This is a genomic window from Gottfriedia solisilvae (assembly GCF_002128405.1).
Classification (GTDB): domain Bacteria; phylum Bacillota; class Bacilli; order Bacillales; family Bacillaceae_G; genus Gottfriedia; species Gottfriedia solisilvae.
On the sequence record NZ_NETJ01000003.1, the window covers coordinates 557,386 to 573,990 of the forward strand.

Annotated in this window: 11 protein-coding genes; 7 read left to right on the plus strand and 4 right to left on the minus strand. The window is 33.8% G+C overall.

The window, feature by feature from the left end; all coding sequences use genetic code 11:
- Positions 1–33 precede the first annotated feature (33 nt).
- The 5 genes from CAB05_RS11860 (at position 34) to poxB (ending at position 8,285) form a co-directional block, all read left to right on the plus strand.
- Positions 34–222: a hypothetical protein gene (locus CAB05_RS11860; RefSeq protein WP_088000042.1), complete on the plus strand. Its 189-nt coding sequence runs from the start codon at positions 34–36 to the stop codon at positions 220–222.
- A 12-nt stretch (positions 223–234) separates the two neighbouring features.
- On the plus strand, positions 235–489 hold the full coding sequence (locus CAB05_RS11865; RefSeq protein ID WP_088000043.1) for a spore coat protein: 255 nt from the start codon (positions 235–237) through the stop codon (positions 487–489).
- Positions 490–731: 242 nt separating this feature from the next.
- Positions 732–2,009 (plus strand): helix-turn-helix domain-containing protein, encoded by a 1,278-nt coding sequence (locus CAB05_RS11870; RefSeq protein WP_088000044.1) that lies wholly within the window; start codon positions 732–734, stop codon positions 2,007–2,009.
- Between the two features lie 148 nt (positions 2,010–2,157).
- Positions 2,158–6,321, plus strand: coding sequence for a S8 family serine peptidase (locus tag CAB05_RS11875; protein ID WP_158093256.1), 4,164 nt, complete (start codon positions 2,158–2,160; stop codon positions 6,319–6,321).
- A gap of 227 nt (positions 6,322–6,548) precedes the next feature.
- A complete protein-coding gene (poxB, locus tag CAB05_RS11880; RefSeq protein ID WP_088000046.1) occupies positions 6,549–8,285 on the plus strand; it encodes a ubiquinone-dependent pyruvate dehydrogenase in 1,737 nt (578 codons plus the stop codon).
- Between the two features lie 157 nt (positions 8,286–8,442).
- Here the strand turns inward: poxB and CAB05_RS11885 are convergent, their stop codons facing one another.
- Positions 8,443–10,125: a M4 family metallopeptidase gene (locus CAB05_RS11885; RefSeq protein WP_088000047.1), complete on the minus strand. Its 1,683-nt coding sequence runs from the start codon at positions 10,123–10,125 to the stop codon at positions 8,443–8,445.
- A 678-nt stretch (positions 10,126–10,803) separates the two neighbouring features.
- On the opposite strand from CAB05_RS11885, the gene CAB05_RS11890 reads away from it, so the two are divergent.
- Entirely contained in the window at positions 10,804–11,952 is a 1,149-nt protein-coding gene (locus CAB05_RS11890; protein ID WP_235821436.1) for a glycosyltransferase family 4 protein, read from the plus strand.
- A 173-nt stretch (positions 11,953–12,125) separates the two neighbouring features.
- On the opposite strand, the gene CAB05_RS11895 is transcribed toward CAB05_RS11890, so the two are convergent.
- Genes CAB05_RS11895 through CAB05_RS11905 form a run of 3 tightly spaced genes read right to left on the minus strand, consistent with a single transcriptional unit; the run spans position 12,126 to position 15,971 of the window.
- Positions 12,126–13,283: a Ger(x)C family spore germination protein gene (locus CAB05_RS11895; RefSeq protein WP_088000049.1), complete on the minus strand. Its 1,158-nt coding sequence runs from the start codon at positions 13,281–13,283 to the stop codon at positions 12,126–12,128.
- Complete coding sequence (locus CAB05_RS11900; RefSeq protein WP_088000050.1) at positions 13,270–14,373, minus strand: GerAB/ArcD/ProY family transporter; 1,104 nt, start codon at positions 14,371–14,373, stop codon at positions 13,270–13,272. Before CAB05_RS11900 ends, CAB05_RS11895 begins: the two co-directional genes overlap by 14 nt.
- A gap of 26 nt (positions 14,374–14,399) precedes the next feature.
- On the minus strand, positions 14,400–15,971 hold the full coding sequence (locus CAB05_RS11905; protein ID WP_088000051.1) for a spore germination protein: 1,572 nt from the start codon (positions 15,969–15,971) through the stop codon (positions 14,400–14,402).
- A gap of 351 nt (positions 15,972–16,322) precedes the next feature.
- On the opposite strand from CAB05_RS11905, the gene CAB05_RS11915 reads away from it, so the two are divergent.
- Positions 16,323–16,526 (plus strand): hypothetical protein, encoded by a 204-nt coding sequence (locus CAB05_RS11915; RefSeq protein WP_088000053.1) that lies wholly within the window; start codon positions 16,323–16,325, stop codon positions 16,524–16,526.
- Positions 16,527–16,605: the final 79 nt, after the last annotated feature.

Consider the following 16,605-nt stretch of genomic DNA (forward strand, 5'->3'; position numbering starts at 1 on the left):
ATAAAGTATTATGCTTTGAAAGGAGATGTAAGAATGAATCAATCATTAACTGAACTTGAAGTTGAAAACCTCCGTCATATTATCGGAGGACATAGTACAATTGCTACTAAATTAGAAACATATGCAGAGCAATGTGCTGATCCTGAATTAAAAGCAATGCTACAAAGAGATGCTCAATCTGCAAGACAAGCACGTCAACAACTACTATCGTTCTTAGGGTAAGGAGGAAAGACAATGTTACAGGATAAAGATATGGTCAATGATTACTTAGCAGGAATTAATGCAAGTTTAACGGGTTATGCAGGATTTATAAACGAATCAAATAATCCAGAATTAAGACAAACTTTAATACAACTTAGAAACCAAGATGAAGCACGTCAAAGAACTTTATACAATTATGCGCTAAATAAGGGCTACTATAAACCAGCAGAACCTGCACAACCAGAAGTCGTTCAACAAATTAAATCTGAGTTATCTTCTAATCAATAATCAGATATTTAAAGAATTGTGATTCCAGTACTTTATTAATGAAAATAGGAAAAAAGTTCAAACCATATTTTGGTTTGAGCTTTTTTTATTGAATCTTTTAATGACAATTGAACTATGTGGGATTTCTGTCTAATACATCTAGATTATCTTTTCATTAATTAAGAGGACTTAGACAGTTTTAATGGAATGTTTACCTAATTAAAAAAACATTTAACGATGACATAATATAGTGAGGTATCATAATGAACCAGATTCTTTTATATGAATTTCTCAAACTAATGGAAGTGAAAAATTGGAATAAAGCAGATTTAGCGAAACATTCAGGGATTCATATTAGTGATATCAGTAGAGTTTTTAATAATAAAAAACCTCTATCTTTGCATTATTTGGATGCTCTGACCAAAACATTTGGTCTTGATGAAGGAACTTTTTATGGATTATATACTCAACTGTGTTTTAATCAAAATCGATACTTAGATAAACGCAGAAGTGTAGCTTTTATTTATAAATGTGCTATTAATGGTTTTAAGGAAGAACTGGAATTTATGATTACGGTTATGTTAGAGGAAAAGTCAAAAACAATTCGCACAAAAAATCTACAAAATTTATTTCAAATCGCTGAAAAGCTATTTTTGGAAGGAAAAGAAAAAGAAGCATTACCTTTGTATGAAATCATTATTCACCATATGCCAGATTCAATATCTGAAGAAGTAGCGATCAGTTATTTTAGAAAGTATTATGTAAATAGATTAACAGAAGAAGGGCCATCTACACTCGTTCATGTTTTAGAATATGTAAGCTATATGCCAGCTGATTTTCAAGAATTAACATTTTTATGGATTACTGCAACTTATTATATGTTAAAAGATTGGGACAAGGTTTTCCATTACGCGAAGCGTCTAGAAAAAATTGCCAAGCTTGATCAACATTATGGCTATGCTCTCGTTTATCAAGGATTTGCTTTAACAAGATTAAGTCATTCATTAAAAGAAGTATTAAATATAATAGAAAAATATGAAAAGGTGAATCAATATTTTTCAGACATTGCAATTGGCAATCGATTTGTTGCAAGGATTGATTTTGGTGAATTACAGTATGCTGATGAATATTATGAATGGTTAAAAGATAGAGAAGATCTGTCTGTAGGATTACCTAGAATCATAGAGGCATATGTGAAATTGGGAAAATTTGAATGTGCATGTCAGCTATTAAAAAGGCATGAAAAAGAGATTTTTGAAATGGAGAATAGTTCAAATCTATATCAGCAGCAATTATATTTAGATTACTGCTATGCTACTGCTCTCTTAAAATGTGAAATAGAAGATTACGAGAATGGATTAAATGAATTAATTGATGTTGCTATAAAAGTGAAAAATGCTGGAATACTTGAGAAATTTAAAAAATGTCTTCTGGCTATTTGGCATTATAGAGGACATTTAACAGATGGCCTAGATGGCAAATATATGCAAATGTTAAGCGATGAAAAAAATAGTGATTACAAAGAAGTTACGCAAGTGTAGAGCTGATTACAGCTCTTTTTTTGTTGGAGTTGTCGAAGTTTGACGAAGAGTTTTTCGGTAATTGATAGAATTTTGAGAAAAATAAATACTGTCAAATCTCCTTATAATCAAGTCAGAAAGATAATTAATGCAAGAAGGGGAGAGAAGAATGAATCGTTTTATAAAAGGGACAGCAATATTAACTTTAAGTACTGGAGTTTTATTTAACTCAATACCAGTAAAACCGCAACAATCAATTGTAAAAGCAGCTTCAACTGCTTCTATTGAAGAAATCCTTTCAAAATTAACGGTTGAACAACGAGAGGCTCTTCAAAAATTAAAAGCTACTAGTCAAGAAGGCTTACAATTACCTGATTCGGTAGATTTAGAGAGTACAGATAACTTATCAGTTATTGTTGAGTTTAAAGACAAACCAGCAAAAGTTGCAGTAATTGAAGAAGCAACAAATGGAAATAGTCTATCTATTTCAGAAGCTGAACAAAATGCAAGAGAAGCACAAGAAACATTTAAAAATGACCTTGAATCTATTTATAAAGAAGATTTAAGTGAAAATAAAAATGTATTCAAAATCAAACTAAAGTATAATAGCTCACTAAACGGAGTATCTATGGAGCTTCCTGCAAATAAAGTGAAGTCATTATTAAAATCAAAAGTTGTAAAAGCAATATGGCCTAATCAGGTTATTAAAGTTGAACCACCTACTAAAACAGAAAGCAATACAGAAGCAAAAAAAATAGCAAATGAAGTATTCCCAGGAATTAATCAGTTACATGATGAAGGATTTACTGGAAAAGGGATTAAGGTAGGTGTAATAGATACTGGTATTGATTACAATCATCCTGATTTAACAGACGCATACAAAGGATACCGTGCACAAAAAGGAGTAGACCCAAAATCCATTTCGCCAAGCGCAGTAAAAGGATGGGATTTTGTAGATAATGATGCAGATCCAATGGAGACTACATATGATGATTGGAAGAAATCTGGATTAGCAGAAACTGATCCTCTTACAGGGTCAACTTTTTATACAGAGCATGGTACCCATGTATCTGGTATCATCGCTGGAAATGGAAAAAATAATGCAGATTACGCAGTAACAGGTGTAGCACCAGACGCTGACCTTTATGTTTATCGTGTTTTGGGAGAATTTGGTTCTGGTTCAACGGAGAGTGTTTTAGGTGGAATTGATAAATCGGTTGCAGATGGAATGGACGTCATTAATTTATCGCTTGGAAATTCAAGTAATGACCCAGAGAATATTGAAAGTATCGCAGTAAATAATGCTGTGCTTTCAGGTGTAACAGCAGTTGTAGCTGCTGGAAATGCTGGAGATAGATCGTATACATTAGGTGCTCCAGGAGCTTCAGCTTTAGCGATTACAGTTGGTGCCAACGATACGAAAACTGAGATTGCAACATCTAAAGGAACTTTCCATGGTACTGTAGATGTTAAAGCAGATATGAAACTATTAGGTAAAGGTTTTGGAGACAATGAAGAGAGTCTTTCAGGAAGTAATTATTCAATTGTTCAAGTTCCAAATTCCGGCACAGAAGCTGACTATAAATCAATTGATGTAAAAGGTAAGATTGCATTAGTAAACCGCGGAGTTATTGCACTGGTAGATAAAATAAAATTTGCTAAAAATCATGGTGCAATTGCAGTAATATTAGTCAATAATGTACCAGGTGAAGGATTTATTCCAACATATTTAGGATCAAGCTATGGATTAGTCCCAACATTCTCAATGTCTTATGAGCAAGGAAGTGAACTTACGTCAAAACTTGATACAACTTCACTGTTCTCTTTTGATGAAATGGGGAAAGTAGTAGACGAAGGTAGCAAATTAGCTTCTTTCAGTTCTCGTGGGCCAGCTCGTATCACATATGATATTAAGCCTGAAGTTACTGCACCGGGTGTTGCTGTATTCTCAACTGTACCATCTTACATGCATGGGGCTGATCAAGTTGGTAAATATGAATATGCATATGATAATTTGTCTGGTACTTCAATGGCTACGCCAAATGTAGCTGGTGTTGCAGCATTATTATTACAAGCAAATCCAAACTTAACTCCTGCACAAATTAAAGAAACATTAATGAACACAGCAGATCCTTTAAATGGAAATTATAGTGTTTTTGAAACTGGAGCTGGTCAAGTAGATCCATATGAAGCAATTCATTCAAAAACAAGAATTGAAATAATGGATGAGACAAAAGGTAGTTATGATAAAAAAGGAAATCTAAAAACGATTAAAGACTTAACAGGCGCACTTTCATTCGGGGTATTTGCTCCAGCTGGAACAAATATTAGCGATCAACGCTCATTGAACATCTATAACAATAGTAATCAAGCAAAAACATATGATGTAAAAGTTAGTTTCCAAACAGAGCGTCGAGGGTCGTTAGATGCTGATGATAATGGGGTAATGATTGTTACAGATAAATCAATTAAAGTTGATGCCAATTCGAAAAAGAAATCAACTGTTGCCATTACAGTTCCGAAATCAGCAAAATTAGGTATTTACGAAGGATTTGTAACATATACAAATCAAAATAATCCAGATGAAACGTTCCAAGTTCCTTTTGCAATTAAAACAGTTGAAGAAGGAATTAATTCACTTACGATGAGTCCACAAGCATTTACTCAAGTATTTGATTCAGCTTATAGTGGTCAGTTAATTTATACAAATGCAATAATGAGTATCAAATCTCATATGCGCACACTTGATGTTGTGCTTGTAGATGGTAATACAGGAAAAGATTTAGGTTTTGTTGGTACGATTAATGGCTTAGGAATGGATGAAAATATTACTTATGGTATTTCTAAAATATTTAATGGATATTACTACAAGTTTACTGGTGATGATGATCAACCAATTGCATATAATCAAGATTTAGCAAAACCTGGTTATTATAAGCTAAAGATTATTGGTACAAATGATGCAGGAAAAACATTCTCACAAGATGCACCTTTCTATTTTGACAACACCGCACCGAAAATGACAGTAAATAGTTCTGATGTAGTTGAATATAAGAACGGTCAAACAAGTGTCACAATTTCTGGATCTGTTTATGATAAAGAAACGGAAGAAATGCATAAGCTTGGAATGAGTTTTAACCAAGGAAGTACAAAAGTATATTATCAAGATCAATTAGGTGGAAGAGCGGTTTCTGTGCCTGTAAATCCAGATGGTACGTTCACGGCTACGATTCCGACAAACCCAACAAGGGCTATGTTACTATCATTCTATTCTATGGATGCAGCTTCGAATAAAACGTTTAAAGAAGGTAGAGAGATTTTTGTAACACGCGATGATGTTACATATGGTTTTATACAACCTGAAAAACGTACTGCAAAGATGGGTGAAACAGCTCATGCAACGTTGACTTTAAATAAAGCTAGTGGTGTAAAACAAGTTGTGTATAAATTCTATCATTATACAAATGTGGCAACGATGAACATTACACCACACTCTAGCGTTGCAGATAAAGTAAACGTTACTGTTACAGATAAAGCAATTAGTAGTGGTTCAAATACTTCTGAAGCAACGGTAACAATTACATCAAAAGATGGGGTTACACCTTTAGCTGGAGAATTAAAACTAGCAGACGTAGAATTTAAAATGGGAAATGTGTATACGCCATTTCCAGCTATGTTCCCGGCTTATATGTCGAGTGTTACAGTTACAGATACGAATAATACATCAAAAGTAGTTCCAAGTGGAAACCCATCGATTTTCTACATGGAAAATACGAGTTCATTATTTCGTGGAAGTAAAGGTGCCGAGGCTTTCTTAGGTCCAACTGGATCCGCAACACAATCAATTGATTATTCAAAATTAGGCGTTAACGTAAAAGCAACAAGTTCAAATGGAACAGTTTACAATGGGAAAAACAATTCTTCAGTTGTTTTCGAAATCCCAAATTTACCATTAACTGACGATCAATATGAGTTTACAATTGATTTCCCAGGACACTTTACAGTTCACAAAGACTTTACTATTGGATTCCATGAAGATGGAAAAGTCACGAATCAAAATCTTTACTATAAATTAAATCCAGCAATCGCAGGGGATGTAAATAAAGATGATGTAATTGATGTATTGGATGCGATCTATTTACAAACTTATTGGGGAACGAATAAACGAGCAGCGGATATCAACTTTGATGGTGTTGTTGATGTAAAAGACATGGCATTTGTAGAAAAGAATTATTTAATGCAAAATCCTACAATTAACAATGCGCCAACGCCTAAGAAAAAATATAAATCACAGACATTAGAAACTGTGAAAAGTTCACTTGGGATTCAATAAAAGATCAGGAACAACTACTAATCATGTAGTTGTTCTTTTTTATTTCAATGATCATTCATGACAATTGGTTTTGAAAAAAGTTCCAAATTGAACCAGAAATTGAAATTTATGTATATCACTTTAGACAATCGTAAACCATAAGTTTAGTAAATTGACATCTAACAATTTTGACCTGATTCTTTTCTATTAGAAATTCGGTCAACATTCAATTGGATAAGGAGAACTATATGAGGAAGACAATTGCTGATTTATTAATCGAATCTTTACTGCAAGCAGGTGTTAAACGAATTTATGGTATAGTGGGAGACTCACTTAATGCAGTTTTGGATTCCATTCGAAAATCTAAAAAAATAGAGTGGATTTCAGTTAGACATGAGGAAGTTGCTGCTTTTGCAGCTGGTTCAGATGCTTTATTAAGCGGAAGTATTGCTGTATGTGCAGGAAGTAGTGGACCTGGAAATCTCCATTTAATTAATGGACTGTATGACTGCCATCGAAGTCGTATACCAGTTCTTGCAATTGCAGCACATATACCTAGTGTTGAAACTGGTGGGGAGTATTTTCAACAAACAAATCCTGAGCAATTATTTAAAGAATGTAGTCATTATTGTGAGACAGTCACAAGGCCAGAGCATATGCCTCGCTTGGCTACGATTGCAATGCAACATGCCATATCTCGTAAAGGGGTGTCAGTACTTGTTTTGCCAGGTGATATTGCAGCACTAGAAGATAAGGAATCGATCCCGGAACAAGTGATTCATGTTACGACACCTGTCATTAGGCCATCTAAACTAGAGTTAGAACGACTAGCAGACTATTTAAATGAAGATAAAAAAATTACACTACTTTGCGGAGCAGGATGTGAGGGTGCGCATTCACTTTTAATGCAGCTTTGTGAAAAGTTAAAATCTCCGATGGTAATTGCACTTAGAGGGAAAGAGCATCTTGAATATGACAATCCATATAATGCCGGGTTAACTGGATTAATTGGTTATTCATCTGGATATCATGCCATTATGGATGCTGATATATTGTTAATGCTTGGAACAGATTTTCCATACAGACAGTTTTATCCAAAGGATGCAATCATCTTACAAGTAGATATAAGAGCAGAGCATCTAGGAAGAAGAGCAATGGTTACCTATGGTTTATGCGGTGATGTGTCTGAGACAATACAATCATTATTACCTCTATTAAAAGGAGAGCGAGATTCAGACCATTTAAATAAGTATGTATCTGCATATGAAAATGTACGAAAAGATTTAGATAGTTTTGCAATTGGTAAACCAGGACGGAAGCCCATACATCCACAATATTTAACAAAGGTAATTAGCGACCTAGCAAGTGAAGATGCAATCTTTACATGTGATGTTGGTACGCCTACGCTTTGGTCTGCAAGATATCTACGTATGAATGGTAAAAGAAGATTACTTGGTTCGTTTAATCATGGGACAATGGCAAATGCACTACCTCAAGCGCTTGGTGCTCAAGTTGCAAAGTCGTCAAATCAAGTGATTGCTTTATGTGGAGATGGTGGATTGTCCATGCTAATGGGAGATTTATTAACATTACATCAGCATCACTTGCCAGTAAAAGTAATCGTTTTTAATAACAGTGCTCTAAGTTTTGTAGAACTTGAAATGAAAGCAGCTGGATATTTAGAGACAGGAACTAGTCTATCAAATCCTAATTTTGCAAATGTTGCTTTGGCAATGGGAATTGAAGGCATTCGTGTTGAGGATCCGGCTGAATTACAATCTGCATTACAACGTGCCTTTGATCATAATGGACCATTTTTGGTAGATGTAGTTGTAAATCGTCAAGAGTTAGCTATGCCGCCAAAAGTAACCTTAGAGCAAGCACATGGTTTTACATTATGGACGCTTAAAGCTGTTTTAAACGGTCATGCAGATGATGTCATAGATCTTGCGAAAACGAATTTATTAGATCGCTTTCATTTATAGAAAAGAATCTTTTTGACTGTCTAATAAACTTTAGACAGTCTTTTTCATTTGTTGAAAAATTGAATTAAAAAAAGCCGATTTCCTTTTCTTAGGAAACCGGCTTCACTTTATAGAGAAGGGGAAGTATGCATTCTTTTGGATTTTACATTAAATAATATTAATTAATGCCTACTGCACTGAATGAATTTTTAACTGAGCTAACTTCAGCAGAAGTTGCACCATATAAATCTGATGCTGCTTGAACTACTGCTGCACGTGCTTGGCTGAAAGTTGAAGATGCAGTTAAGTAGACAGTATTTGCACGATAGTAAATTGCAGCTAATTTATCATTTCCAATTCCCGCTACAGTTACGCCGTAATGAGTGCCACCTTTTGCTAATAGGTAAGCTTGTTTATTGATGATTCCGCTGTTTGTATGAACGCCACCATTATCACTAGTTCCAGTATAACGTTTAGAGTAATGATCAGGGTCACCATATTTTGTAGGATCACTCATAGAACGTAAAGCATCATTTGCAATAGAAGGAGTATAGATATCTTCACCGATTTCATAATCAGGATTGCTGTTCGCATAAAACTCAACTAATGTACCAAAAATATCTGAAATTGCTTCATTTAATGCGCCAGATTCATTTTGATAAATTAAATCTGAGCTTGTATCTGTAACAGCATGTGTTAACTCATGTGCTACTACGTCAACTGAACCAGATAATGGGATAAATGTAGAGCCATCTCCATCACCGTAAACCATTTGCGTACCATTCCAAAATGCGTTATTGTATCTGCTACCATAGTGAACGCTAGATTTTAATGCGCCACCATTTCCATCATAAGAATTACGTCCGAAAACATTTTTATAATAATCATAAGTTTTACCCGCATAGTAATGAGCGTCAACAGCGGCTCTATCATATGAAGCATTTAAAAGTGTGTCAACACTTGACCATAAAGATCCAGACAGACGAGTTCGATTAGCAGCATCGTATGTGAAAACGCCATTTCCTCTCGTATTATCTTGTAAATAATAATAAGATCCAGAAAGTAACATGTTTAACGTTTTCGAATCTCCAAGTACGCCATAACCAGTTCCAGTTGTATTTGTTCCAGTTAATGTCCCACCACCTGGTTTAGCAGCAGCGGTAACCGTTTTTTGATCTTGATTACCATGTGCTTCATCAAGATCATTGTATTTATTTAAAATTTTACCCGTTGATGCTTCTATAAAATAGTTATAATTACCAGGCTTTGGAGATAAGAAATTTAAATTTACAAGGTAAGCGTATGTAGCTTCATCCCCAGTAGAGTAAACAACTAAATCAGCTGTCGGTGATTTTTCATATTCAGGAATAAAACCAAGATCTTCTTCTGCAATTGAGATTGACTTATTCTCGTTTACTTTCTTTTCTGATTTCAGTCCCTTTTTTGTGTCAAGTTCAGGTAAAACTGTTCCAGAAAATGTAGTTAAGACACCATCTTCGTTAACAACTGCTGCTTGAGTTGAACCCCATACTGGTACACCATTATACACTTGTTGCAACTTAATTGAAGTGTAACCAAGTTTGTCTTTTGCTTTTGATTTAACAGTGAATGATTCAGAAGCACTTTTAGAGCCTAATTTAAATTTGTCTTTGTTGCCGTTTACATAGTCAAAAACAATCGACTCAGCACTTTTTGAAGATGGCTTTGTTAAATTACCTGATACGAATTCAGGAGATCCAACTTTCTCATTGTACTTATAATTTGATAAGACATTTTTTGGTTCTGCAAATGCAGATGAAACTGATAATGAACTAACCGCTAATCCAAAAGATAATCCAATTGCCAATGTTTTTTTGTTCACTAAAATTCCTCCTATGGTTAACATTTTTGACTCAGGACACCATCGTAACATCATAATTTACATTGTTCAAACAATTTTTAATATTAGGAATATTGTAAAAGTATGTCGTAAAACAGATACATTTTACATGTGTAAATTGTTTCATCCCTTAAATAGTCACGAAATAGAAAAGGTTAATTTGGAATACTTGAGCAATTAGTTCTATTTTAAAGGGGGGTAATACACAAGTGATATATCAGTGAGTACAATAGAGGTACTATTAAAAATGGTAATAATTTACCAATTAAAAATAGTTAATATAAATTGAAGATATGATATTTAGACAGTTTCAGTATTTGAAATCTCTAAAATCTACAATTTTTGCAAATGGGTAAGTACAGTTAGCATGCTATTTATTACTTTCACATCTAGTAATCGCTTTTTGTTTGGAAAGTATTTACTAGAAGTTAATTATAAAATCTTAAAATCTTAAAATAAGAGTTAGATCAATTTTAGTAGAATAAATCCAAATTTTAATTTATTAAATGATTAAGTCCACTAATTAGTAGATTCGCCGTTTCTAAACATTTTTAACATCATAGATTACAAAGAGATGATAGATGATTGTTCGTTTTTATTTTTGTTTCATGTGAATGAAAGGAGTGGTCTACAATTAAAATTGCATTAATTTGTACAGAAATGTTTCCTGTACCTCCTGTTGGTGGAGGGGCAATACAAGTACTAATTGATGGTGTTACACCTCACTTAAATGCCCACCATGAATTGACTATTTTCGGAATTACACATCCCGATCTACCAGAACGGGGAGTCGTGAATGGGGTTGAATATATCCGTGTACCAAAACAGAATTATGTATTTAATATAGGAATTGAACTTTCTAAAAAGAGAGAGAAACATGAAGTGTACGATTTAGTCCATGTTTTTAACCGGCCTCGTGATTTACTAGTTTATAAGAATTCCATGCCAGAGAGTCGCTTCGTTTTAAGTCTCCATAATGAAATGTTTAAAGAAGGTAAAATTTCCTTCGAGATGGGGAATTTAGTGATTCAAGCAGTAGATCGAATCATGACAATTAGTGAATATATAGGACAAACAGTCATTGAACGCTTTCCACACGCCAAAAATAAAATCAAAGCTGTTTATTCTGGCATCGATTTGAAAAGGTATAAACCTTATTGGGATAAAGAAGTACAGGAGAAAAGAAAAGAGTTAAGACAAAAATATGGGGTAGAAGATAAAAAAGTTGTTTTATTCGTTGGACGATTGAGTGCAGTAAAAGGTCCAGATGTTTTAATTGAAGCAATGAAGAAAGTAATTAATAAATATAGTAATTCTGTACTAGTCATAGTTGGGAGTAAATGGTTCAGTGAAGATCGAATAGATGAATATGGTTTGAAAATTAGAGAACAAGCTGAATCATTAGGTAAGGATAAAGTGATTTTTACTGGATTTGTTCCACCAAATGACATTCCAACACATTTTTTAATTGGAGATGTTTTTGTGTGCAGCTCACAATGGCAAGAACCTTTAGCAAGGGTTCATTATGAAGCGATGGGGACAGGCTTACCAATCATTACTACAAACAGAGGTGGAAATGCAGAAATTATCGAGCATATGAAAAATGGCTATGTAATAGATGATTACACAAACTCGGATGCTTTTGTTGAAGCCATTTTGTTCTTATTTTCAAATCTGGAAGCAAAAAATAAATTGGCAAAAGAAGGACGAGCTTTCGTGGAATCCAACTTTGAATTTTCGCATGTATCTCAGCGGTTAGAAAATTTGTATACTGCTGCGATCAATCATCATAAAGAAGCAGAAGTCTAGGAGACAGTTTTTGCAGTTGTAAAAACTCATTAAAACTTTTAGTATAAAAAATATTAATAAAGTATAAAATAATCATTCAATTGAATTGGATAGAATTAAATTTCATCCTCCTTGGAATGATTTAAAGCTCAAACATCTAACCATTAGAGTTTGAGCTTTTTTATTTTGGATTTTTATTTATTATTTTTAGAGCCCAGCATTCCGTAATCTTTTATTGTTAAATCAACCTTATAATGAATGCTTGCTTTACTGAAATCTTCATCCCAATGATTTTTTATTTTATTCCAAAGCCTCGGTTCTTGAATTCTTAACTGATTTCCGAATCCAACAACATCTACCTTTAATTCCTTTTGAGTTTTTTTTATTACATTTTCAACTATTCTTTGCACTTCTATTTCAGCTGCTTTTTCTATATGTTTAACATTTTTATTATTGAATGCTTCTTTAAGATGTGGATTCCAATATTCTGCAATTCTGCCTTCAGATTCAATTGATACATCGAATGAAATATCCTTGCCTTTAACATGTGGCTTAATTTTACTTTTCATTGATCCTATCTGATAATATGTTGGCTTATCTTCTTCCTTCAGATATGCTTTCACATAACCACCTTTACCTTCTCCAGTTAACCAATTAATTCCTTCTACTTCTTTTTTATTTAAAAAACCAATCATTTTAGAAGTGCTACCAATTACAGCTGCCCCATTAAATGACACTTCACCAGAAGTAGAATCTAACATTTGTAAAAGAAAGCTAGAGCCTGAATTAATACTACCCCATATTTTCATTAGCGTAGTATCCGTTAAAACTTCTGTCGTAAATGATTGTGTTGCAATTTCTGCTATTCGTAGTGCTGGAATCACATTTTGTTCTTTTGTTTCGAGCGTTTGATCTGCTCGGCCTTTTGCAATAAATACGTGTGTACTTCCTCGAATATCTATATCTCTATAATATAAATCTGCTATTTGTCTTAATGGGGTTTCACGAGCGATTTCTTCACTAATGATAACTGTTTTTTGATGCGGTCCAAAAATGATACCTTCTCTCTGTAATGTTGTTTTCCATCCGGCAGGTTCTAGCGAATTTGCGACTGCAGACACATTAATATAAGGCTTTTGCTGTGAGGTTGACCCACCAGCCTTTTTAGCCATTGCTTCAGGTACAACATACTGAAGGGTAGATTTTATTTGTTGATCTTGATCTTTATCAATAGATGAACCAACAATAATGTTAAGCTCCTCAATTGGCTTATTACTCCAACAACCAGTTAATAAAACTAAAATTGATAGTAACATAAAAGACAACAGTAGAGTTTGATTAAATTTTCCCATTTACTTTTTCCTTCACAAATGAAACAAATAATAAAAATATAGTTAAGGCACCAAATGTATAAAATGAAAAATTACCTAATAGATCGCCCATTTTAAAGACACCATTTATGTCCTCTGGAATCATAGCAATTAAGTATATCAAAGGAATGATAAGGAATAAAAAAGGATGGAAACTTTTTTTATTAAATATTTGGGCCATACCAAGTGCTGCTGCAAAAAATGATACGATAAATGTGGCGAAGATTTGCATAATCCATATAACAAGTAAAATTGAATCAAATCTTTCAAAAAATAAGCCTGTTATTTCATAGCTTCGGACAAATGTGAGTACTGGCCATGTTTGAGATACGACACCAGCTACCGAAAACGATCCTACTACTGATATAACTGTAATCGTATAGAATATTAAAGGAATCCCAATACCAAAAATTGTTGCTTTCGAAGCGTTTTTTTTCTCCTTCATAAACATAAATATCACTAGAAAGATTTCGAATCCTGCAAATGAAAGAGAAGTTGTCGTCAATCCCTTTAATACAGGTTTAATACCCATTCCTAACACAGGTCGTAGATTATCAATCTCAAATATCCCAATTCCTAAAAAAATAACGAGCAAAAAACATAAAACTGTGATTGGAAAGATAATCTCTAACATTCGAGCGATTGAATTGACTCCACCGATCACTAAATATAGACCAATCCATAAAAATGGCATCATAACTGCCCACGTCGGAGTTCCTTGAAGTAAATATAACATTGTAGTTTCAGCCATCGAGCGTACTTCAAAAGCAGAAAGGCAAATATAATAGATGATGATAATCATACTGATTATGATGCCAAACCATTTTCCAACAAGTTTTTGACTAAATTGATATAATGTTTCGTTCGGAAATTTTTTGCAAAGTCTGACAATCAATAATGCAATCAAAATAATGAACAATCCACTCAATATAATGCCAATCCATGCATCAGGAGTACCTACTTTTTCGGTTAATGTTCTAGGTAATGTTAAAATACCGGCTCCTAGTATGAAATTGGCTAGAAACATTACTACTTGATAGGTAGATATTCGATCTACAGGATTTGAGTTCATAAAAGTTTAACCCTCCATTCTATTGATTACTTCTCTCTAATCGAATTTTTTGATTGTAAATTTTTTGGCCGACGTTTCATCAAGAATAATGGGCCTCTTATAATGAAATCTTTCCAATCTGTAAAGCGAAATGGAGCAGAAGGGCTTAAATATGGAACGCCAAAGCTTTTTAGTTTGACTACATGGCTGCAAAGTAAAAGTGAAAATAGGACGACCCCATACAATCCGAATACACTAGCGAATAACATTGAAATGAAGCGGAGCATTCGAAGTGCAATGCCAACATTATATTGTGGCAAAGTAAATGATGATATCGCTGTAACAGCTACAACGATTACCATAATAGAACTAACAATCCCAGCTTCTACGGCTGCTTCACCAATGATTAATCCGCCAACAATACCAAGTGATTGACCGATTGGTTTTGGTAATCGTAATCCAGCTTCTCTTAGAACCTCAATTGAAACTTCCATGATTAAAGCTTCAATCAAAGGAGGAAATGGTACGCCACCTCTAGTTACAGCGATGTGAAAAACAAGCTTAGTAGGAATTAATCCTTGATGAAACGATATAAATGCAATGTATAATGATGGGGCAAATAAAGAAATAAATGAAGCGACAAATCGTAGAATTCTAATTAAAGTCGCTGCAATCCATCTTTCATAATAATCTTCAGGTGATTGTAATAACATCTGAAATGTGACTGGAACAATTAATGCAAAAGGTGAACCATCTAAAATAAGTGCTACTCTTCCTTCCATTAATGCACTCATCACTCGGTCCGGTCTCTCAGTGCTTTGTACTTGTGGGAACGGACTTAAATAGTTATCCTCGATGAGTTGTTCAATATATCCGGAATCTGGGACAGCATCAATTTTAATTCTTTTTATTCTTTTCTTTACTTCTTCAATTAATTGAGGTTCAGCAATGCCTTCAATATACACAATAACGAGCTCTTTTTTTGAAACCTCGCCGACTTCAAACCCTAGAATTGATAAATTTTGATTTCTTCCGCTACGTCGCAGTAGGGCAGTATTATCACATAAGTGCTCAACAAACCCCACTCGGGGTCCACGAACTAGAGCTTCCGAGTCTGGTTCATCAATAGCTCTTGATTTAGTTGATGCTTCACCTAATAAAAAGCATTCGGACAAACCATCTACTAATAAACAAATTGCGCCGAATAAGACACCCGATTTTAAATCATCAATTGTGTGCACTTCCTTCAAAGTACACACAGTCAAAGATTGATTCCTAATATACTTACTTAAACGCTCACTTTGCTGTTCGATGTCATCTTCTAATTGCTGCTTAGTGGCTAAAGATGTTAATCCTAACATCAATCCACCCATGATATGAGTTTGAATTAATTCAATATCACAAAGACCATCGATGAAAACAACCGCAACTTGAACAGTTGTATCACCTAATTGAAATTCACGAAATTTCACATCAGAATTATGGCCGATTTCTTTTTTGATAACTTTTAAATCGTAAGTAAGATTACCCGATAAACTTTTATCTGACGATGTAGGATTATTTGGTGTATTTTGCTCTTGTTCTTGCTCTTGATTAAATTTGGATCTCCACCGTTTCATTTTTTATCACTCTTTCTCCATTAAATGAACCCATTTAAAAAATTTCCATAATGAAAAAGGAACTATAAAAGTAATAAAAGCTTGGATAAAAATCATGTAATCAGGAATGAAAGAAAGCAATTTTTTAAGCATTATTTGTTCCCCCAAAATGAGTAATAAAATATAAAGGTATTATTTCCTAAAGTTGGTAAATTAACCATTTTAGTTATAGTTCATTACTTAAAATGTTTTTCATTTCTGATTATGAGAATTTCACTAGTTATCTTTGAATGATAATAGTCACGGTGAAGAGTCAGGCACTTGTAGAATGATTTTTCATATCGTATAGAAATCGACCGAGGGGGTAAAACGATGGCTTGGCAACAAAATCTACAATATTTAATTGGAAGACCAGTAGGCGTATCATTAATGAATGGTCAAGGTATATCGGGTATATTATGTAACGCATACGGCGGAGAAATTTATGTAATGGAATACTTATACCAAGCGCAATTTGCAATGAAACATTATCCATTTCAAATGGTTCAGGATATAAACTCATTTCCTAATTGTTAAAAGATAAAGATATTGATGTAAAGAGCAAATACTAGGATATTAACGGGATCCCGTCAATAGTACGATAATGTAATTAGAT